Below are 22,529 nucleotides of genomic sequence, written 5' to 3'. Positions count from 1 at the left end.
TCAACTTAAGCACTCTCCAAGTGAAATTTACGACTCAGCGTATGTACCGCTTCTACCAAAGCGGCTGCATTCTCGGGTGGCGTAAACTGAGAAATTCCATGCCCCAGGTTAAAGACATGACCACTTCCAGCACCATAGCTCAACAGTATCTTCTCAACTTCCGCAGCAATCACCTCTGGTGACGCAAACAGCACCGAAGGATCGAGATTTCCCTGCAAAGCAACTTTATCCCCAACCCGCCGGCGCGCTTCCCCGATATCGATAGTCCAGTCCAAACCGACGGCATCACAACCAATATCAGCGATTAATTCCAACCACAAACCGCCACCCTTGGTAAAAACAATCTTTGGAATGCGCATGCCTTCATGATCCCGTTTTAATCCGGCAATAATCTGCTGCATATAGCGCAAGGAGAATTCCTGATAGGCCCCATGCGAAAGCGCTCCACCCCAGGTATCAAAAATCATGACTATCTGCGCACCCGACTCAATCTGCGCATTCAGATAAGCTGTCACGGCCTTTGCATTCACATCCAGAATATGATGCAATAATTCCGGACGCTGATACAACATCGTTTTGATTTCACGAAACTCGGTTCCGCCACGTCCCTCCACCATGTAGCAAGCCAGCGTAAACGGACTGCCGGAAAAACCGATCAAGGGAATTCGATTATCCAATGCCTTGCGGATTTCCGACACCGCATCCATCACATAACGCAATTCCTTGCCGGGATCGGGAATCTTTAACGCACGGATCTCTTTTTCCTCTCGTAGCGGACGCTCAAACATCGGCCCTTCACCATGGGAAAAATACAATCCTAGCCCCATGGCATCAGGTATGGTCAGAATATCTGAAAATAATATGGCCGCATCCAACGGAAAACGCGCAAGCGGCTGCATGGTCACTTCAGTAGCGAATCCAGGATTCTTACATAAAGCGAGAAAATCCCCCGCGCGCGCGCGCGTCGCATTATATTCCGCAAGATACCGGCCTGCCTGACGCATTAACCAGACAGGAGTGTACTCGACAGGTTGTTTCAGCAATGCGCGTAATAACGTATCATTTTTCAGCGTTGTCATTCAATAAACCTAACTCTTATTGTTATTCTAAACGGGCAATTTCCATTAACAGATTGTTGAAAATGCTCCCAAGAAAGTCGAAAGAAGCGCAGCGGGTACAAAAAAAAACGCCTAACAAATGAGCAATTCGAGTCTGTCATTAAGGCAGTAACAGCCTTGCAGATAGTTTTTCAACAGCCTGATAAAGACTCACCTTTACCAATTAATAATATTACCATGAACGGCCTTTACATATATCGCCAAACCGGCATTATTCAATCCGGAAATTTGCGTAGAAATTGACTTTCGTGTTAATCAATCGATGCAAACCTAATTTTCGACAATCGCGAATAAACGCTGATACTCTTTGATTGCGTACCGATCAGTCATACCAGCAATATAATCAGCAATTGCCTGATGACCCTCCCGATCAAATTTTTTCTGATATTGCGTGGGCAGTAATTTTATTTCCGAGCTAAAAACTGCAAATAGCCTTTCGATTGTATGGTGAGCCTTGGCACTCATGCGTACCACGCGAAAATGCCGATAAAGATTATCGAGTAAAAATTTCTTCAATTCTTGCTGCTGTTTTTTTATTTGCTGACTAAAGTCAATGAGTGGCGGCGCTACATGCACCGCAACCAAGCTATCAACTTTCGCTTCTTTAATATTACGCGTGCTTTGCCGGATGAGATCAGTCACCAGGGTATTGATCATACCGCGCACAGTCTCATAAACCATGCGACGCTCGGATAGTATCGGATATTTCTCTTTAACCTGCTTCAAATGATGCGAAAAAATTGCCACCCCTTCCAATTGATCCAATGTGATTAACCCCGAACGTAGCCCATCATCCACATCATGATTATTGTACGCAATTTCATCGGCAAAATTAGCCAGCTGCGCTTCCAATGAAGGTCTTTTCCGCTGCAAAAAACGCTCGCCAACGGCGCCCAGTTTCTGTGCATTTTTCCTGGAAACATGTTTGAGTATACCTTCACGGGTTTCATAACAAAGATTCAGCCCGTCAAAAGCTGCATACCGTTCCTCAAGCACATCAACAACCCGCAAGGATTGCAGATTATGTTCAAAGCCACCATAATCGCGCATGCAATCATTCAACGCATCCTGGCCCGCATGACCAAAAGGCGTGTGTCCAAGATCGTGCGCCAGTGTAATCGCTTCCACCAGGTCTTCGTTCAGCCCCAGATTTCTAGCTATGGAACGCCCTATCTGCGCAACTTCCAGGCTATGCGTCAGGCGCGTGCGAAACAAATCCCCTTCGTGATTAACAAATACCTGGGTTTTGTATTCCAGCCGGCGGAAAGCGGCGGAATGGATGATGCGATCCCGATCGCGCTGAAATTCGCTGCGCCCGGCAGGCGATTCCTCAGGTACCTCACGCCCTCGGGAATTTTCGGAAGACACGGCATAAACAGCCAGTTCATTCATTTTACATACATGCCAGAATCGTTTCATTTAAGACGGCAGGCGTAATATCGGCCCTCATCACCGCCTCACCTATCCGGTTAAGAACAATAAAACGTGATTTGCCAGCTTCCACTTTTTTATCCAGAGTCATCAGTTGCAAATATTTCTCCGCCGGCATTTTAGGCGCGACAACCGGCAATTCAGCCTGTAAAAGAATTCTGCGAATGCGCTGCACATCAGCCTCGCTGATCAGCTTCATGCGGCGCGATAACTCAGCTGCCATTACCGTTCCTGCCGCCACGGCTTCTCCATGCAACCAAACGCCATACCCCATGCCATTTTCAATCGCATGGCCAAAGGTATGACCCAGATTCAGCAACGCTCTGATCCCTTTTTCCTTCTCATCCGCCGCCACTATTTCCGCTTTGTTTTCGCAACTGCGTTGAATGGCTTCATTCAGTATCCCCGGGTCACGCGCAAGCAAGCGATGCATATTCTGTTCCAGCCATTCAAAAAAAGCGGGATCCCGGATCAAGCCGTACTTAATGATCTCAGCAAGCCCGGCACGTAACTCTCTATCCGGCAAGGTATTCAAGGTTGCACTATCGGTCAATACCATACGCGGCTGATAAAATGCTCCGATCATATTCTTGCCTAATGGATGATTGATTCCGGTTTTTCCGCCCACCGAGGAATCCACCTGCGCCAGCAATGTTGTCGGTATCTGAATAAAGGGCACGCCGCGCAGATAAGTTGCTGCGGCAAAACCGGCCAGATCACCGACTACCCCTCCGCCCAGCGCTAGTATCGCAGTATTGCGCTCGCAGTGGTTTTCCAGCAGCGCATCAAAAATCAAATTTAAAGTTTCCCAGTTTTTGTAAGCCTCGCCATCCGGAAGAATAATCGGAACGGAACTCACGCCTTTCTCCCTCAATCGGGTACGCAGGTTGTTCAGGTAAAGAGGAGCCACGGTTGCATTACTTACGATAGCCACCCGTTTTTGCGGCAAGCAGGAAACAATCAAGTCGACCTGCTGCAAAATTCCGTAACCAATATGTATCGGATAACTCCGTTTCTCCAATGAAGGGGTAAAATCTACAGCGACGGTCTGCATGGCACTCCCGGGATCTTTCTGCATGATTGTATTGAAATCTGTGGATATTAATTTGTTTATCAGTTTTTGCACCAGGAAACGCACCCCTTGTTTTCCGCTATCAATGATGACATGCGCCGTCTCACGATAAAGCGCATCCCGTTGTATATAAAGTTCACTCAATCGTGCGTATAAATTTTCAGTCGTCTGCAGCAATGGCCTGTTTTTGTCATGGCGGGTACGTCGATATAAATCATTAACCGATGCCCGCAGATAGATAACAATTCCACCCCGTCTCAGTAACTGGCGGTTCTCTGCATTCAGTACCGCACCTCCGCCGGTGGCCAGAATAATATTCTTCTTTTCTACCAATCCAGCCAATACCTCGGACTCGCGTTTACGAAAACCAGTCTCTCCTTCGATTTCAAATATCACGGGAATCTTTACGCCAGTCCGTCTCTGAATCTCATGGTCGGAATCAACAAAAGCTTTACATAGAGAATTCGATAATGCTTTACCGATCGTCGTTTTCCCGGCGCCCATCATTCCCACTAAAATTATATTGGTATCTCCCAATTTTTTCTGAATGGGTGGCAGCATTTTTGTCTTACTCGAATTCATACCTGCAATTGTAGCTGAAAACCCGTGCATTGCACGAGGCAAGCCGTCTGCAAACAATCCACAAATAAGGTGAATCCGGTATTTTGTGCTCATGAAAAAGCATTGGCATCAGGCGCTATGAATTTGAATCTTCACCAGAACCGGTGAAGTGAAGCACATCATCTCATGGTCTTAATAACTTATGTTGCAGGCAACTGACGTTATATCCTGCAATCCAGGAACTTGCCGGAATCCTAGGTCTCAACACTCAATACCCGGCGAATCTCATCCGTCTTGAAACCCAGCGCCATGGGCCGGCGTACGCGGGGCAAAGGAACCACATCATACAACTCCTCAACCATGCCCTCGATACGCAACCAATGGACGATATCCCCGCTGCGCAGATCGATCACCTGAATGCCGCAACGCGCTTCCGCATTACGCGATTTAAGATGATCATCCAACGCCAAGCCGCTGAATGTTTTATTCTCGCGCGGCTTGGATAGTCCCACCAAAGCGAAATCGCCATGAAAACTCAAGCCGCGCATATAGCCGGGACAAAAGCACAATGGCTCAAAACGCCCGGATGCGAGATCAACATATCCGAAATCCCCTGTGCCGGAATTGAGCAACCACAATCTGCCATTGTGCCAGCGCGGAGAATGCGGCATCGACAATCCGCCGCAAACAACTTCATTGCGTTGCACGTCGATGACAATGCCGCCCTTAGCCCGATGTTCACGCCAGCCATCGGCCACATCGCATTGCCCCACCGCAGTCACATACGCCGGTTGCTCATCTCTCATCGCCAGACCGTTCAGATGGCAGCGATCTTCCGCCGCCAACTTGCTGATGAAGAAAGGCCGCCAAAGTGGTTTGAAACTATGCGTTTCGCTCAATGTGGCCAGGCAACCGAATAAAGTGTTAACAAACACCAGGCGGCCGTCGCTATCCACCGCCATGTCGTGAATATCCAGGTCACCCGTGGTGTAACCCATCTGCGGCACATATAACCGGTCAAAACCATCCTGCTGCTGCCCCGCCTCGAATACATTCTCAAAGCGCCAAACCTGATACAGGCTGCTCATGTACAAACCATTCGGCGTCGTACATAAACCCATGCAGCGGTTAAAACTGCGCTCAAACACCGAAAGCCCGTTGTCGGGCTTGAGGCCGATAAAATACAGCTTACCCACCTGGTAGGTAGTGAAAGCGATGGATAATTTCTGTTCTGCCAGCCAAGACAACATTTGGCGGGAAGCACTCATTTCCAGCATCGGCGCAGGTGCCGGAGTAGTCTCGTTAGTATCCATTCATATCCTGACGTTTAAATTCATAGTTTGCAAACCATCAATCCTGATGACGTTGATGGATTGCAAAAAACGTTTCTGAAGCAATCCATACAAGACGACCAAGCGCAATTTATGCATAACGGACGAGCATTTTGCGTCTGTTACCAATATCCTGTCAAATCACCGGAAAATCCGTCGCCACATTCACGCCAACCAGTATCACCGCCTCGCCTTGCGTATATTCATGGAAATTACCGCGAATGCCGCCATCGGTCCAGCCACTGCTCAGCCCAACCACGCTATCCCCGGTGTTGCCTTTGATTTTCAGGGTATTCGTGCTATCCGACAGATTAAGTACATCCAGTGCAGTCAAAGTCAACGTATTGTCCCCGACACCGTATAAACCAATGGTCTCGATCCCATGAATCTTGCCCCGAACGCTACTCAGATCGAGGTTAAAGCCGCTACCGGCCAATCCCAGGATATCGTTTCCCGCTCCACCATCCACCAGCCGGAAATTTGGATCCCCTATCCGAATATAATCCTTGCCTGGACCGCCATGAAACACATCTGCCCCGCCACGGCCGATCATCCTATCATTGCCCTCTCCAGCCACGAAACTCTCTGCCGCTTTGGTGCCGGTAAAATCATCATCCTCGGAATCGCCATGAAAAGTCACCGAATGAGTAAAATCGCCCCCGAATACAACATAACTGGAGCCGGAATCTTCCCCATTGGGAGCAGCTGCGGCAGCACCCACAATCAAATCGTCAAAACCATCCCCATTGATATCCCCCGCGCCACTGACCGTTCCGATTTCTCCCTCAGCTGCTGTCACGCCATCCAGACGAAACCCCATTGTAGTATCCAGATTGGATAAATCCAGCGTGGCATCGAATTGTGCTTTTCCGAATACCACATAGCTGATGCTAGCCCCATTTCCACTCGTATCCACCCCTCTCACTATTAAATCACCATATCCGTCGCCATTGACATCGCCAGCCTTGCCGATCTCCTTATGATCTATGCTTCGAAGAGGTGTACTCCTACCCCCACCTTGACTTCCTTGCAAATGAAATCCATTACTGCCATCCAACTTAGACACATCCAGGGTAGGATCAAAAGGTGCAGTCTGGCCAAATACCACGTAACTACCTGCAGTAAAATCCTCAAGGCCATCGCCATTGACGTCTCCTGCACTATTTACAATCCTCACCTCACCACCAGTCAAGCGGAAGCCGTTATCACCATCCAAGCCGGAGAGCTCCACCGTATCCGACTGAGAAGCCTTGCCAAACACGACAAAGCTGTCACCTTGTCGCTCGGTATCCTCAAACCCAGACAACAATGCACCGATGACCACATCATCATAACCATCGCCATTAATATCGCCGACCAGGCTGACTGAAACACCTGGATAACGAACAACCGAAAAATCACCTTCTTGTATGTCAAATCCAGTATCGCCGCTTATGTCACTAAATGATAATATGGGACTAAAGCCATCCGTGCTGCCATAAACCACGTAGCCGGCACCATCCGAATGATATATAGCCCCCTGCGCACCCACAAACACATCATCAATACCATCCCCATTAATATCTCCGCCTCCACTCACCGATGCGCCTAGACGCATTGAACCTGCTCCTTGTATGCGAAAACCATCCTCGCCATTCAGATCAGATAAAGCCATTGTGGCACTAAAGCCTGATTCCTGACCGAACACGATAAAAGCATAGCCAGCGCTGTAATGTTTATTAAAGCCAGGAGAACCGATAATTAAATCATCAAAACCATCGCCATTAATATCGCCTGCACTGCTGACCGAAGAACCGGAGTGAGTAGCATAACCAGAACCTATTATTCCATCCAACCGGAAGCCGTTATTGCCATCCAAACTGGAAAGATTGATCTGATTACTAAAACCTGACGCTTTACCAAATACAATATAGCTAGAACCGCTAGAATATTCTGGAATTGGGTCGGCTCCCGGAGCACCGATAATCAAATCATCAAAACCGTCGCCATTTATATCTCCCGCGCTGCTGACGGAAAAGCCGGATATATCCCCCGCAGCCACCCCATCCAAGCGGAAGCCATTACTACCATCCAAACTGGGTAAATTAATACTTTTGGTTACCATGATAAAAACTCCTTTCTAAACAAGGCTCATCAATAAAATAATAGTTATGAATTCCACCTGTTGATTTTGTTTTATAAAATATCTCACTACCCATAAGCTTCTCGCGCCAACGCTTAAACAAAATCCGTCGCCACATTCACGCCAACCAGTATCACCGCATCCCCTTGCGTATATTCATGGAAATTACCGCGAATGCCGCCATCGGTCCAGCCACTGCTCAGCCCAACCACGCTATCCCCGGTGTTGCCTTTGATTTTCAGGGTATTCGTGCTATCCGATAGATTAAGCACATCCAGTGCAGTCAAAGTCAACGTATTGTCCCCGACACCGTATAAACCAATGGTCTCGATCCCATGAATCTTGCCCCGAACGCTACTCAGATCGAGGTTAAAGCCGCTACCGGCCAATCCCAGGATATCGTTTCCCGCTCCGCCATCCACCAGCCGGAAACTTGAATCCCCTATCCGAATATAATCCTTGCCTGGACCGCCATGAAACACATCCGCCCCACCACGGCCGATCATCCTATCATTGCCCTCTCCAGCCACGAAACTCTCTGCCGCTTTGGTACCGGTAAAATCATCATCCTCGGAATCGCCCCGAAAAGTCACCGAATGAGTAAAATCGCCGCCGAATACAACATAACTGGAACCGGAATCTTCCCCATTGGGATCAGCTGCGGCAGCACCCACAATCAAATCGTCAAAGCCATCCCCATTGATATCCCCTGCGCCACTGACCGTGCCGTTTCCTCCCTCCACACGAAACCCCGTTGCAGTATCGAGAGTGGATAAATCCAGCGTGGCATCGAATTGTGCTTTTCCGAATACCACATAGCTGATGCCCGCCCCATTTCCACTCGTATCGATCCCTGTCACAATTAAATCGCCAAATCCGTCGCCATTGACATCACCGGCTTTGTCGATAGGGCCTCGATCCGGAGTTCCTTGCAAATGAAACCCATTACTGCCATCCAACTTAGACACATCCAGGGTAGGATCAAAAGGTGCAGTCTGGCCAAATACCACGTAACTACCTGCAGTAAAATCCTCAAGACCATCGCCATTGACGTCTCCTGCACTATTTACAACCCTCACCACGCCACCAGTCAAGCGGAAACCATTTTGACCATCCAAGCCGGAAAGCTCCACCGTATCCGACTGAGAAGCTTTGCCAAACACGACAAAACTGTCACCTTGTCTAAGAGTAGACTCAAACCCAGAAGCTGCTGCATTGATAACCAGATCATCATAACCATCGCCATTAATATCGCCGGCCACGCTGACTGAATAGCCGGTTAAAAGAATATCCGACTCTTGATTTAATTTCTCGCCTACTATGACAAATCCAGTATCGCCGCTTATGTCTCGATATGATAAATTGGGACTAAAGCCAGCGGCGCTGCCATAAACCACGTAGCCGCCGCCCAATACATACCCTCTGGTTAAATCAATTACACCCGGCGCGCCCACAAACAAATCGTCAATACCATCCCCATTAATATCTCCGCCCCCACTCACTGATTCGCCTAGATTGCTTCTCTCAAATCCTTTTATGCGAAAACCATCTTCGCCATTCAGATCAGATAAAGCCATTGTGGCACCAAACCCTGATTCCTTGCCCAACACGATAAAAGCATAGCTGCTGGCGTAACGTCTAGCAGCGGAAGGAGAGCCGATAATTAAATCATCAAAGCCATCGCCATCAATATCGCCTGCACTGCTGACCGAGTAACCGGAGCGTGTATGATTATAAACACCTGCTATTCCATCCAACCGGAAGCCGTTATTGCCATCCAAACTGGAAAGATTGATCTGATTACTAAAACCTGACGCTTTACCAAATACCACATAACTAGAACCGTCATTGAATGCTGTTGGATCGGCTCCCGGAGCGCCGATAATCAAATCATCAAAACCGTCGCCATTCATATCTCCCGCGCTGCTGACGGAAAAGCCGGATAGATCCCCCGCAGCCACCCCATCCAACCTGAAGCCATTACTACCATCCAAACTGGATAAATTAATGCTTTTGGTTACCATGATAAAAACTCCTTTCTAAACAAGGCTTATCAATAAAACAATAGTTATGAACGCCACCTGTTGATTTTGTTTTATAAAATATCTCACTACCCATAAGCTTCTCGCACCAACGCTTAGACAAAATCCGTCGCCACATTCACGCCAACCAGTATCACCGCCTCACCTTGCGTATATTCATGGAAGTTACCGCGAATGCCGCCATCGGTCCAGCCGCTGCTCAGCCCAACCACGTTATCCCCGGTGTTGCCTTTGATTTTCAGGGTATTCGTGCTATCAGATAGATTAAGCACATCCAGTGCAGTCAAAGTCAACGTATTGTCCCCGACACCGTATAAACCAATGGTCTCAATCCCATGAATCTTATCGATCACGCCAGACAGATCCAGATTGAACCCGCTGCCGGCCAGTCCCAGGATATCGGTGCCCGTACCACCATCGACGAGTTGGAAGTCATCGCCCAATATGCGGATATAATCATTGCCCGCCCCACCCTCAAACGAATCCGCGCCACCACGGCCAATCATGCGATCGTTACCATCCCCGCCCTCAAATCGCTCCGCCGCCGTGGTGCCGGTAAAATTATCATCGCCTGGCGTGCCGGGGAAATCCACGTCATCCACAAAGCTGCTGCGGCCAAAGATCACGTAGCTGGAATTAGCCCCGGGAGCACCAACAATCAAGTCATCAAAACCATCACCGTTGACATCCCCCGCAGCGCTGACTGATTGGCCCGAGCGGTCACCCGCCACTCCATCCAAACGAAAACCATTGCTGCCGTCAAGACTGGATAAATCCATCGCAGCACTAAAACCTGAGGCCTTGCCAAACACCACATAACTGGATCCAGAATCCGAGCCATTCGAGGCTGTTCTCCAAGAGCCGACAATCAAATCACCGAACCCATCTCCGTTAGCATCTCCCGCATTGCTAATCGATTGAGCAGTCGCGCCATCCAGGCGGAAACCATTACTTCCGTCAAGACTGGATAAATCCATCTCAGCTCTAAAACCTGCGGCTCTACCAAACACCACATAACTGGAACCAATACCACTCGCACCGATGATCAATTCATCAAAACCATCTCCGTTAACATCTCCTGCAGTGCTGACTGAATGGCCAGATAAGTCATATGACTTCACACCATCCAAACGAAAACCATTACTACCGTCAAGACTGGATAAATCCATCACAGCTTTAAAACTTGACGCCTTGCCAAACACCACATAACTGGAACCTGAGTAATTACCGTTAGGGCTAGCTCCCCAAGCACCGACAATCAAATCATCGAAGCCATCACCGTTAACGTCTCCGGCATTACTAACTGAGTCGCCTAAATAATCTCGCCTTTTCACCCCATCTAAACGAAAGCCATTGCTGCCATCAAGGCTGGATAAATCCATCGCAGCACTAAAACCTGAGGCCCTACCAAACACCACATAACTCGAGCCATAATAACTACCGTCTTCTTGGTTCGTGTGAGATAGGGCAGCACCGACAATCAAATCATCAAAGCCATCGCCGTTGACGTCCCCGACATTGCTAACTGAGCCACCCGATTGGTCATCCGATGCCACTCCATCCAAACGAAAACCATTTCTGCCATCAAGGCTGGATAAATTCATCGCCGCACTAAAACCTGAGGCCTTCCCGAACACCACATAACTGGAACCAGAGGAATAACCGTTTGGATCAGCTCTGTAGGCACCGACAATCAAATCATCAAAACTATCCCCATTCACATCTCCCGCACTACTGACTGAAAAGCCCGATCTGTCATCCGCTGCCACCCCATCCAAACGAAAACCGTTACTGCCATCAAGACTGGATAAATTCATCGCAGCGCTAAAACCTGAGGCTTTACCAAACACCACATAACTGGATCCGGAGTAAGAGCCGTTTGGCTCAGATCTAAAAACCCCGAAAATCAAGTCATCAAAACCATCTCCATTCACATCCCCGGCAGTACTGACTGAAAGTCCCGATCTGTCTTCCGCTGCTTCCCCATCCAAACGAAAACCGTTATTTCCATCAAGACTGGACAAATTAATACTGAAGGTTGCCATGATAAAAATTCCCTTCTAAAAAAGATCATTAAATAATAACATTATGCGAAATATTAAAGTATTCTGAGACGCTCAAAATTGATATAAATCAAAGCAGAATAGAATTATCATCCTAAACGGTCAGTAAAATTTCTCGCATCATCGCTTAAACAAAATCCGTCGTCACATTCACGCCAACCAGCAGCATCGCATCCCCTTGCGTATATTCATGGAAGTTACCACGAGCCGCCATCGGTCCAGCCTCTGCTCAGCCCGATCACGCTATCCCCGGGCATTGCCTTTGATCTTCAAGGTATTCGTCGTATCTGACAGATCGATGACATCCTGTGCGATCAACGTCATTGAATTATCCCCGACACCGTACAGACCGGTGATCTCGATAGCGTGAATTTTATTAATCACGCTGGATAGATCCAGGTTAAAGTTACTTCCGGCCAGACCTGATGTATCAATACCCGAGCCACCGTCGACAAGCCCGGAATCATCGTCTAAAATGCGGATGTAATCGTTACCCGCCCCGCCTTCGAACCAATCTACACCACCCCGGCCGATCATGCGATCGTTGCCGGCTTCACCCTTAAAGCTTTCCGCCGCTTTGGTTCCAGTGAAATTATCGTCTCCCGGTATACCCTGGAAGTCCACATCACCACCGGCAAAATCGCTGCGACCGAAGATTACGTAGCTGGAACCGGGTGATTTGATGATCGGGTTGCTTATAAACAGACACCCCATTCCATGCCGCAACCCGTTAATTTAAATTATTTTTATAGTAATACGTAGACGAAATCAGGCATCTTTGGCACAAAAACATTTGAATGACAATCCAGAATAATCCTGACACTGCAAGCAGGTTTCTACCAAAGCCTGATCAGCCCTTGAAATACAGCGAGAAGATTGTGAACGATGCTGGCAGTTGCCATGTAAAAACAGGTCAGAAAATGCATGCCTTCTGACCTGTTTTTAACCTCAAACGGTAATATGAACAATTATTGAACGACTGTTCAGGTTATCGGAAAATCCGTCGTCACAGCCAATCCGACCAATATCACCGCATCCCCTTGCGTATATTCATGGAAGTTACCGCGAATGCCGCCATCGGTCCAGCCGCTGCTCAGCCCGGTCACGCTGTCCCCGGCATTGCCTTTGATCTTCAAGGTATTCGTCGTATCTGACAGATCGATGACGTCCTGCGCGGTCAACGTCAGTGAATTATCCCCGACGCCATACAAACCGATAGTCTCGATACCATGAATTTTATCGATCACGCTGGATAGATTGAGATTAAAGCCGCTGCCGGCCAATCCCAGGATATCGGTGCCCGTACCACCATCGACGAGTTGGAAGTCATCGCCCAATATGCGGATGTAATCGTTGCCCGCACCACCCTCAAACGAATCCGCGCCACCACGGCCAATCATGCGATCATTGCCAGCCTCGCCCTTAAAGCGCTCTGCCGCTTTGGTGCCTGTAAAAATATCATCGCCAGGCGTGCCGGGAAAATCCACCACCTTACCATCGGTAAAGTCGCTGCGGCCGAAGATGATGTAACTGGAACCAGTTCTTGCGCCATTCGATTCAGCTCCATAAGCTCCAACAATCAAATCATCAAAACCATCCCCATTCACATCCCCGGCAGTGCTGACTGATGATCCCACGTAGTCATACCTAGCCTCCCCATCCAAGCGAAAACCGTTACTGCCATTGAGACTGGTTAAATCCATCGCAGCACTAAAACCTGAGGCCTTGCCAAACACCACATAACTTGAACCAGATCTTGGGCCATTCGGGTCAGCTCCACTAGCTCCCACAATCAAGTCATCAAAACCATCCCCATTCACATCCCCGGCAGTGCTAACTGAGGAGCCCGCGTAGTCATACACAGCCCCCCCATCCAAGCGAAAACCGTTAGTGCCATTGAGACTGGTTAAATCCATCGCAGCACTAAAACCTGAGGCTTTGCCAAACACCACATAACTGGAACCAGAGCGTGTGTCATTCGGGGCAACTCCACTATCTCCCACAATCAAATCATCAAAACCATCGCCATTCACATCCCCGGCAGTGCTCAAAGATAAGCCAAAGAAGCCATACGGATCCACCCCATCCAAACGAAAACCATTGCTGCCATCAAGGATGGATAAATCCATCGTAGCACTAAAACCTGAAGCCTTTCCAAACACCACATAACTGGATCCAGAATTTGAGCCATTCGGGTCAGCTCCATTAGCTCCCACAATCAAATCATCAAAACCATCGCCGTTCACATCTCCTGCATTACTGACTGACGCACCTGAACTGTCATTCGCTGCCACCCCATCCAAACGAAAACCATCTTCCCCATTCAGATCAGATAAAGGGATCACAGCACTAAAGTCTGAGGCTTTGCCAAACACCACATAACTGGATCCAGAATAATAGCCATTCGGGTCAGCTCCCCTAACTCCCACAATCAAATCATCAAAGCCATCGCCATTGACATCTCCGGCAGTGCTTACTGATCGCCCAAAGGAGTTATACGCCGCCTCCCCATCCAAACGAAAACCGTTATTCCCATTAAGACTGGATAAATCCATCGCAGCATTAAAACCTGAGGCCTTGCCAAACACTACATAACTGGATCCAGATCCATCACCATTCGGGTCAGCCGCTAAAGCACTCACAATTACATCATCAAAACCATCGCTGTTGACATCTCCTGCAGTGCTGACCGACCAGCCAAACCGATCTCCTGCCGCCTCCCCATCCAAGCGGAAACCATTGCTGCCATCAAGACTGGATACATCCATCGCAGCACTAAAACCTGAGACTTTGCCAAATACAACATAACTGGAACCAGCAGAGCCTAGGCCATTCGGGGCAGCATAAAGATCTCCAACCATCAAATCATCAAAGCCATCGCCATTGACGTCTCCCGCATTGCTGACTGAGGAACCAAAACCTGAAATGCCAAAGGATAAGCCCTTCTCTCCATCCAAACGAAAACCATTATTCCCGTTAAGACTGGATAAATTAATACTGAAAGTTGCTATGATAAAAATTCCTTTCTAAAAAAGATCACTCAAAAATAACATTATGCTAAATATTAAAGAGTTCTGAAACGCTCAATATTGATATAAGTCACAGGTGCATCATTTTTCAAATAAAACTAAAAATTTTCATCGCCACCAGCGAAACTGGATAAATTGATGATTTAGTTGATAAATATTATTATAACTCATAAACTTAGCAATAATATCGGGAAGAAAAGGCACTGCGCCATTTTCATGTGCGCCCATGCCTATTTGCCCGGGGGCTTTGACATGCAATCCATCAATCGGGAGCATCCCTTTCAGGTTTATCCGAGAGTTGCGGTTTGGGCGTTATGTTGGGTTGATCCTCTGGCTGTATAGGTTCGTGTTTACGCACAAACCAGGAGAAGAATAATGGCACAAAAATAGTCGCCACAGTGGTGGCCATGATCATGCCGCCAAAAACACCGGTTCCCATCGATTGCCGCGCTGCGGAGCCGGCACCGGTGGCGATTACCAGAGGAACCACGCCCAATATAAACGCCATCGACGTCATTACGATCGGACGAAAACGCAGTTGCGCCGACTGAATCGCTGCCTGTGCGGTATCCACGCCTTGTTTCATCCTCTGACTGGCAAACTCAACCAGCAGAATCGCATTTCTTGCCGTCAACCCGATCAACGTCACCATGCCGATCTGAAAATAAATGTCATTGGGCATACCGCGCAGCAAAATGGCTACTAATGCGCCCAACATCGCAAAAGGAATCGCCATAATGACGGCCACGGGCAATGCCCAGGTTTCAAACTGCGCGGCCAGAATCAGGAAAACCATCACAATCGCAAGGCTGAAAGCGAAGATTGCCGCCGACCCCAGTCTTTTTTCCTGAAATGCGGCGCCGGTCCAGGCAATCTGATAGCCTTCCGGCAAGGTTCTGGCCGCAACGCTTTCGACCAGCGCAATGGCCTCGCCGGAGCTGACACCGCTGGCGCCGCTCCCCATGATTTTCGCCGCCAGCAGACCATTGAACCGCTCCAGTTGTTCCGCGCCCACGATGTGTTTTACTGTGCTCAAGGCTGACAGGGGAATCATCGAGCCCGATTCGGCGCGCACGTAGACTTTTCCCAAATCCTCCGCTTTCATGCGAAACGGGGCTTCGGCCTGCAATTGCACGCGATGCGTGCGCCCAAAGCGATTAAAGTCATTGACATAGAATGTTCCCATGGTGCTTTGCAGCGTGTCATAAATATCCGCGATGGCAACCCCTTGCGCGATAGCCTTGGCTTCATCCACTTCGACAAAATATTGCGGTACCGACGAGCGCAAAAATGAATTCACTGTCGCCAGCTTTGGCTCTTCCCTCAACGCCTGCATAAATTCATTCACAATCACGGCCAACTGTGCAGTATCTGAGCCTGCACGGCTTTGTACAAACAGCTCGAACCCCCCGGTACTGCCCAATCCCCGTATCGCCGGGGGATTAAAGGCAATCGCCAGACCATCCGGCTGCTGGGCACCCACTTGAAATATCTTGTTGACCGTTTCTTCCGCGCTGACCGTGCGTTCCGACCAATCTTTCAAGCGCAGAAATATTGTCGACACATTCGTCTTGTTCCCGCCACCGATAAAATCCATCCCGTTCACTGCAAACTGGAAAATCACCGCAGGCTCCTGGCGCATCAACTCGGCGACAACGGCATCAGCGGTTTGCACGGTTCTTGCCAGCGCAGCGCTATCCGGCAGGACCACAGCCGCAATCACGAAACCTTGATCTTCCGCAGGAACCAGACTCTCCGGAATATGCTTCACCAGAACCATCAGCCCTGCAATCACCAGCGCGAAAATCAGCGCGCATCTGATCGAGTGGCGCAGACTCAGGCCCACCATGCCGACATAGAATCTGCGCACTTGTTCAAAATGTTTGTTGAACCAGGTAAAGAAAAACGATTGACGATGCGCGGGCCGGAGTAAAATTGCGCACAAGGTTGGCGTCAACGTCAATGCCACAATGCCGGAAATAACACCCGCCACAGCCACCGTTACAGCAAACTGCCGATACAGCTCCCCGGCTATGCCGCCGAGGAATGCAACCGGAATAAAAACCGCCACCAGAACCATGGTCATCGCCACTACGGCGCTGGATACCTGTTGCATCGCCTCGATCGACGCGTCAATGGGTGACAATTTTTCTTGTGTCATTAAACGCTCGATATTTTCCAGCACCACAATCGCATCATCGACCACAATGCCGATGGATAGCACCATTGCGAAGAGCGTCAAGGTATTGATCGAATAACCCAGCAGCCAGAGTCCGGCAAAAGTACCGATCAGGGAAATCGGGATGGCAATAATGGGAATCAGCGTGGCGCGCCAGCTTTGCAGAAAAAGATAAACCACCAGAACGACCAGCAGCATGGCTTCCCCCAGGGTTTTGATCACTTCCCAAATGGAGGCTTTTATAAATATGCTGATATCATACGAAATAACGTACTGCACCCCTTCGGGGAAATAATGCCTCAGCTCATTCATCCTGGCTTTGACCGCTGCAGCCGTATCCAGCGCATTGGCACCGGAGCGTAGAAAAACACCGATACCCAACCCTGGTTGTCCATTCAGTAATGTCCGGGTCGAATAGTCTTGCGCACCCAATTCAATCCGCGCAACATCTTTCAGATACAACACGCCGCGCGCTCCGTCCGAACGCAAGATGATATTTTCAAATTGCTCCGGCTCTAATAACCGGCCTTTTGCAGTTACGGTATAAACCAATTGCTGATCGGCCAACGCGGGTTCTTGTCCTATTTTCCCAACGGCAGGTTGCATATTTTGTGCGCGGATAGCACTTGCGACGTCATTGGTTGTGATGCCCAGCTGCGCCATCCGGTCTGGCTTCAGCCAAATCCTCATGGAATAATCCTGAGCGCCAAAAATTCTGGCCTCTCCGACACCCGGAGCACGCCTTAAGTCATCCAGAATATTATTGGTAATAAAATTGCTTAGAAAAAGCCCTGTATGCCGAGGATCCTGGGAAGTTACCGCGAAAACCAGCAACAGATCATTGGTGCGTTTCTGGATGGTAATCCCGCTGCGCCTGACTTCATCGGGCAAACGCGCCAGCGCAGTATTCACTTCATTGCTGACATTGAAAGTAGCGCGATCCACGTCGGTGCCAATTTCAAACGTGATTGTAATTGTCAGGCGGCCACTCGAATCAGCACTGGAATTAAAGTACAGCAACCCTTCAATGGCGCTGAGCTTTTCTTCAATTGGCGCAGCCACTGTTTTGATAACCGTTTCGGCGCTGGCCCCGGGGAAATTTGCGGTGACGATGACCGTTGGAGGCGTAATCCTCGGATATTGCTCGACCGGCAATTGCATGGCGGCTGCCAGCCCTGCAAGCACAATAATGATCGACAAAACCGACGCAAAAATCGGCCGCTCAATAAAAAATCTAGCCATAAACTGGAACGCTAATTGTCAAGAGGACGCATTGAAATGCGAAGTTGACACCGCATCCCGTATTTGGGGATCAACCGTTTTACCGGGCGACAATTTAATGAGATTATCGATCACCACCCGATCCTCCGCATTTAGTCCATCCAGAATGATCCAATCCTTGCCAATCCAATCACCTGCGATAACGGCGCGCTGACCGACAGCGTTGTCTTCATCAATGACATAAACGAACCGTCCCAAATCCGAGCTCAGCACTGCAACCTGCGGGACGATGTACACCGTTCTCGACTCCCCGGCGATAACCCGCACCCGCACAAATTGACCGGGCAGTATGCGCTGATCGGCATTTTCAAACGTGGCGCGTAATTGCTGTGTGCCGAGCGTTGGATCAATTTTACTGGCGGCAAAATTGATTTTGCCTTCCCGTTGATAATCAGATCCATCCGCAAGAATCATTCGCACGCTATGCACATTCTTTTCACTCAAATGCCCGCCGAACCTGGCAACTTCATTATCAGAGAAACTGAACCGCACCCAAATCGGAGACAACTGCGCCAACGTTGTCAGCAGGCTGCCATTGGCTGACACCAATGCACCTTCGGAAAATTGCGAACGCCCGGTCACTCCGCTGACAGGCGCTTTGACGGTAGTATAGGAAAGATTGAGCTGCGCTTGCTGAACTCGAACTTTTGCAGCTTGCAAGGCAGCTTCTTCTATCGCCAGATCCATTGCGGCCAGCTCATGAGCGCGCTGACTGACAAAATTTTCAGCCAGCAACCGCTTTTGGCGACTTTCATCGGTTCGGGCGCGTAATACGCGAGCTTCCTGCTCGCGCAGCAAGGCTCTGGCCTCATTCAAAGCATTCTGGAAAGGCTCAGGATCAATTAAAAATAGCGGCTGCCCGGCTTCAACCGCCGTACCCTCGTCATACAAGCGCTTAAGTAAAATTCCACCGACACGCGGACGAACTTCAATTTCTTTCGCGCCCTCAGTTTGCGCGATTGTTTCAAGGCTCATAGGCATATTGACTGGTTCAGCAACCATAAATGTCACCACAATGGCTGGATCCGTTTCGGCTGTTGACTGATCCGGTTCACTGCCTCCACAACCTGCCAGCAGGAAGCATGTCAATCCATAGCGAAAGGAATTAGCGCATTTCTTTTTAAGAATCGTTAGAAAAAAACAGTAATTCAATAAATTAGAAAAAATAGAGATGACCACTCGATCAATTTGCTCGGTAAATTATAAATTTAACATCCGTCAGGTTATGGAAAAGCCCACAAAAGCATAATAGGGTTCTGTATAATATCTAAATTGATAGCTTGATGAACAATGTAGAAGTATTGCATAGATGAAGATAAGATATTCCTCATTATTTTACCTGTCTACAGATACGCGGTTGAGTATTTGTACCTATATAGATTGATCCTGATCATTAAAATTGACTCCACTCACTCAATATGCATGATTCGACCAACTCTATTTTTTAATGCTAAATAAAATTTAAAGGTGCGCTATATATGCCTGTTCATATTTTTTTTTCCCTATTGACTTTCTGCATGATGTCAGCAGCAGTAACTGCTCAGGCATCCTTGAAATTACCTGAAACTGTAAAAGTTGACCCTGCCGCGTTAACCGGTGAACCCATGTGCGACCCCATCATTTCTGCCGCATGGCGGGAGGCTCAGGAAATTGATGGTGTCAAAATTGAAGCATCCCCAGGTTGCAGTCCGGATAATCCCGCATGGATTGCAGCTGCGGTCAAAGGAACCAACAATATCTCGATGGATACCCTGATGAAAACAGGGCTCTCGCCCGATGCCATCATTAAAACCGACGATTTGGACGGCGACGGTGATCCCGATCGGATTATCATCAAACTGGAAATCATGGAATTAAACGGTAAAACCCCCGATTTCCCCGGCGTGCTTCCAACCTTTGATATTGCCCCCGGCATACAGCCCGGCGCATGGGTTTTCGCGCCCAAGATGAGCGGCATGTCGACTGAAAATTTTGAGAGTATACGCGCCAATCCGCTGTTGAGATTACCTTCGCCGGTCATACGCGTTGAAGTTGGTGATATCGTGCAAATCGTATTGGAAAATACTCATTATTTTCCGCACAGTATCCATCTGCACGGCGTTGATCACCCATTTTCACACGGCGAACATGGCGGCCAGGACGGCGTACCGCAGACCAGTGAAGTGGAACTGATGCCGGGCGAACGCCGCATCTATCAATTCCAGGCACGCCAGCCAGGTACCATGTTTTACCACTGCCACGTGCAAACCCATACCCATTTGGCGATGGGGCTGGCCGGGATGATTATCGTTGAAGAAAACAGACCGAATAACTGGCTGCAAACGTTAAACATCGGCGCAGGCCATGTGCGGCATCCTTCGGTTGCCGTGCGCGAACAGTTCGATCAGGAGTACGATCTGCACTACCATGCAATGGATAAGCAATTGGGGGAAATCATCCAGAAACATAACGACCCCAGGCTCATTGCGCGTGATATGAACCGGCGTTATGACATTACCGACTCAACCGAAGATTATTTTACCCTGAACGGTCTTTCATTCCCTTATACGCTCAGAGAATCGCTTATCATTGTTGAACCGGATCAGAAAATCAAACTGCGGCTGCTCAATAGTGGCGGCGAGCAGATCGCCGTTCATACGCACGGCCATCATGCCACGATCACGCATTATGATGGCGTGGAACACAACCCGATGGCTCAGATCATGCGTGACGTATTTGATATCGCACCGGCGCAGCGGCTTGATCTGAAACTGGAAACGGTTAATGATGGCAAACATAGCTACGGCGAAGGTGACTGGCTGATCCATGATCACCGGGAAAAAGGGATCACCACGGACGGCATGGCTGAAGGCGGCAGCATGAGTTCGATCGTCTACACATCCTATTTAGGTAAAGACGGCATGCCGAAGGTGAGTCATTTTGGTATTGATTTGAACAAGTATTTCACCAAGGAATACTTTGAAAGAAGACTCCCCATCTGGCAGGATCTGGATGAATGGGCGAGCTTGGGATCCCCGGGTGAACGTACGGGCTTGGATACCGCGACACAAAATCTGCTGCTTAATGTACTTTACGGTTTACTGGCAGGGCTTTTGATCTATTTGATTTTCTCCCGATGGGGACAGATCAAGCAAAGCGCCACAGCAGCAATCGCACGCCTGAAAAGCCCCAAAGGGAGTAACCAATAATGGCTAAGACTACAACAATCATTTTTTTACTTGCCGGTATTCTTGCGTTCAACACACATGCAACTGCGCAACAGCAAGATAAATCCAGCGAACAAGAAAAACAAGATCACAGTGGTCACGACATGGATCAGGATAAGCATGATCACAGCGGCCATAGCATCAGCACAAAAACCGGTCCCGCAGTCGATCATGCTGGCGAGCATAGTGCGGATGACGATCATGGGCATGATCACGACATTGATCACAGCACCCACGATACGCATGCTATGGATCATGGCGATATGCATCACCATCATCACATGGATGACGACCACATCATGGATCACGAGGGCACCATGATCATGGGACAAAATCTGGATAAACTCCCCAGCAGTTGCCAAAGCATTTCGGAAGAGGTCGAAATTACCGTGCGTGCCGGCAGAAAGTATTCTGCGAAATTCCCAGGCACCGCTTTCGCATTTGATCAGCAACAGTGGCACGTGAAGCCCTGTTCGAAAGTTACCTGGCACTTCATCAACGAAGATAGTATCCGTCATCAATTCATGATGCACGGCTTGCCTAAATATCTTTATAAATATGGCATGTTCCATCTGGAAGTCACCGGCCCCAAAACTGTATCCGGCACGATCATCGTACCAGGGTCCGACGATACCTACCTGGTGCACTGCGATATTTCTCATCACATGGAAAAAGGCATGAAAGCACAATTGGTGGTGGGGAAAGGCGGAAAAGACATTCCCAGCATTCCAGGCTTAACACCCTATAATGTAACCGATCGCTATGAAGCTGAGGACTTGCCGAAAGTTTCCAATAAATCTTCTGACAAAACCGAAAAGGACTTACTGACACTGGAAATGACCAATTTTTCCGATCCGGATTTGAAAAATTACGGAATAATGCTGATTAGTGCACTGATCGGATTATTTCTCATACCACTGTTTAAGAAAATTCCATTGCACAAAAAGAACGACTGAGTAGAACGCTATTGTCAGTTTTTACTTTCAGGTCAATCAGATAAATTCAGATCTCAAATTATCTGATTGACCTAAGAGCGCCTCTGGAAATCCATATTTGCGAGTATCCACTTCCGCGGATTGCCTGCTTACCTCGTC

12 protein-coding genes and 2 pseudogenes are annotated in these 22,529 nt (G+C 48.7%); 2 read left to right on the top strand and 12 right to left on the bottom strand.

The genetic code is table 11. From position 1 onward, the window contains the following. Positions 1–5: 5 nt before the first annotated feature. From hemE to C4S39_RS03940, 12 genes and pseudogenes are all read right to left on the bottom strand, one after another. Positions 6–1,079, bottom strand: a complete 1,074-nt coding sequence (gene hemE, locus C4S39_RS03990; RefSeq protein WP_103965757.1) for a uroporphyrinogen decarboxylase — start codon at positions 1,077–1,079, stop codon at positions 6–8. 309 nt (positions 1,080–1,388) lie between these two features. Continuing rightward, positions 1,389–2,510 carry a deoxyguanosinetriphosphate triphosphohydrolase gene (locus C4S39_RS03985; protein WP_103965756.1) on the bottom strand — a complete coding sequence of 374 codons (1,122 nt, stop codon included), beginning with the start codon at positions 2,508–2,510 and terminating at the stop codon, positions 1,389–1,391. A gap of 1 nt (position 2,511) precedes the next feature. Then, complete coding sequence (aroB, locus tag C4S39_RS03980) at positions 2,512–3,603, bottom strand: 3-dehydroquinate synthase (protein ID WP_258039276.1); 1,092 nt, start codon at positions 3,601–3,603, stop codon at positions 2,512–2,514. Positions 3,604–3,663: 60 nt separating this feature from the next. Next, positions 3,664–4,182: pseudogene (locus C4S39_RS15690) on the bottom strand (shikimate kinase); the annotation flags it as partial. A 254-nt stretch (positions 4,183–4,436) separates the two neighbouring features. Next, positions 4,437–5,495, bottom strand: a complete 1,059-nt coding sequence (locus C4S39_RS03975; protein WP_103965755.1) for a TIGR03032 family protein — start codon at positions 5,493–5,495, stop codon at positions 4,437–4,439. A gap of 154 nt (positions 5,496–5,649) precedes the next feature. Continuing rightward, entirely contained in the window at positions 5,650–7,617 is a 1,968-nt protein-coding gene (locus tag C4S39_RS03970) for an integrin alpha (protein WP_103965754.1), read from the bottom strand. Positions 7,618–7,730: 113 nt separating this feature from the next. Then, on the bottom strand, positions 7,731–9,659 hold the full coding sequence (locus C4S39_RS03965; protein WP_103965753.1) for an integrin alpha: 1,929 nt from the start codon (positions 9,657–9,659) through the stop codon (positions 7,731–7,733). 113 nt (positions 9,660–9,772) lie between these two features. Then, a complete protein-coding gene (locus C4S39_RS03960; RefSeq protein WP_103965752.1) occupies positions 9,773–11,722 on the bottom strand; it encodes an integrin alpha in 1,950 nt (649 codons plus the stop codon). 145 nt (positions 11,723–11,867) lie between these two features. Next, a pseudogene (locus tag C4S39_RS03955) lies at positions 11,868–12,412 on the bottom strand (hypothetical protein); the annotation flags it as partial. A 311-nt stretch (positions 12,413–12,723) separates the two neighbouring features. After that, positions 12,724–14,751: an integrin alpha gene (locus C4S39_RS03950; protein ID WP_103965751.1), complete on the bottom strand. Its 2,028-nt coding sequence runs from the start codon at positions 14,749–14,751 to the stop codon at positions 12,724–12,726. Positions 14,752–15,031: 280 nt separating this feature from the next. Then, positions 15,032–18,190, bottom strand: coding sequence for an efflux RND transporter permease subunit (locus C4S39_RS03945; protein ID WP_103965750.1), 3,159 nt, complete (start codon positions 18,188–18,190; stop codon positions 15,032–15,034). An 18-nt stretch (positions 18,191–18,208) separates the two neighbouring features. Further along, entirely contained in the window at positions 18,209–19,408 is a 1,200-nt protein-coding gene (locus C4S39_RS03940) for an efflux RND transporter periplasmic adaptor subunit (protein WP_258039271.1), read from the bottom strand. A gap of 299 nt (positions 19,409–19,707) precedes the next feature. Here C4S39_RS03940 and C4S39_RS03935 point away from each other — a divergent pair, with 299 nt between their 5' ends. After that, a complete protein-coding gene (locus C4S39_RS03935) occupies positions 19,708–21,417 on the top strand; it encodes a multicopper oxidase domain-containing protein (protein ID WP_103965748.1) in 1,710 nt (569 codons plus the stop codon). Then, positions 21,417–22,391, top strand: coding sequence for a cupredoxin domain-containing protein (locus C4S39_RS03930; protein WP_103965747.1), 975 nt, complete (start codon positions 21,417–21,419; stop codon positions 22,389–22,391). The genes C4S39_RS03935 and C4S39_RS03930 overlap by 1 nt, the downstream gene beginning before the upstream one ends. The last annotated feature ends 138 nt before the right edge of the window (positions 22,392–22,529 follow it).

This window comes from Nitrosomonas ureae (assembly GCF_900108305.1).
In the GTDB taxonomy this organism is placed as follows: Bacteria; Pseudomonadota; Gammaproteobacteria; order Burkholderiales; family Nitrosomonadaceae; genus Nitrosomonas; species Nitrosomonas ureae_B.
This window is presented reverse-complemented; position numbering and strand designations above follow the sequence as displayed.

Coding starts and splice junctions, on each gene's coding strand:
- C4S39_RS03945 (WP_103965750.1), bottom strand. CDS start 18,190: ATGGCTAGATTTTTTATTGAGCGGCCGATTTTTGCGTCGGTTTTGTCG.
- C4S39_RS03935 (WP_103965748.1), top strand. CDS start 19,708: ATGCCTGTTCATATTTTTTTTTCCCTATTGACTTTCTGCATGATGTCA.
- C4S39_RS03985 (WP_103965756.1), bottom strand. CDS start 2,510: ATGAATGAACTGGCTGTTTATGCCGTGTCTTCCGAAAATTCCCGAGGG.
- C4S39_RS03965 (WP_103965753.1), bottom strand. CDS start 9,659: ATGGTAACCAAAAGCATTAATTTATCCAGTTTGGATGGTAGTAATGGC.
- C4S39_RS03960 (WP_103965752.1), bottom strand. CDS start 11,722: ATGGCAACCTTCAGTATTAATTTGTCCAGTCTTGATGGAAATAACGGT.
- C4S39_RS03975 (WP_103965755.1), bottom strand. CDS start 5,495: ATGGATACTAACGAGACTACTCCGGCACCTGCGCCGATGCTGGAAATG.
- C4S39_RS03930 (WP_103965747.1), top strand. CDS start 21,417: ATGGCTAAGACTACAACAATCATTTTTTTACTTGCCGGTATTCTTGCG.
- C4S39_RS03970 (WP_103965754.1), bottom strand. CDS start 7,617: ATGGTAACCAAAAGTATTAATTTACCCAGTTTGGATGGTAGTAATGGC.
- aroB (WP_258039276.1), bottom strand. CDS start 3,603: ATGCAGACCGTCGCTGTAGATTTTACCCCTTCATTGGAGAAACGGAGT.
- hemE (WP_103965757.1), bottom strand. CDS start 1,079: ATGACAACGCTGAAAAATGATACGTTATTACGCGCATTGCTGAAACAA.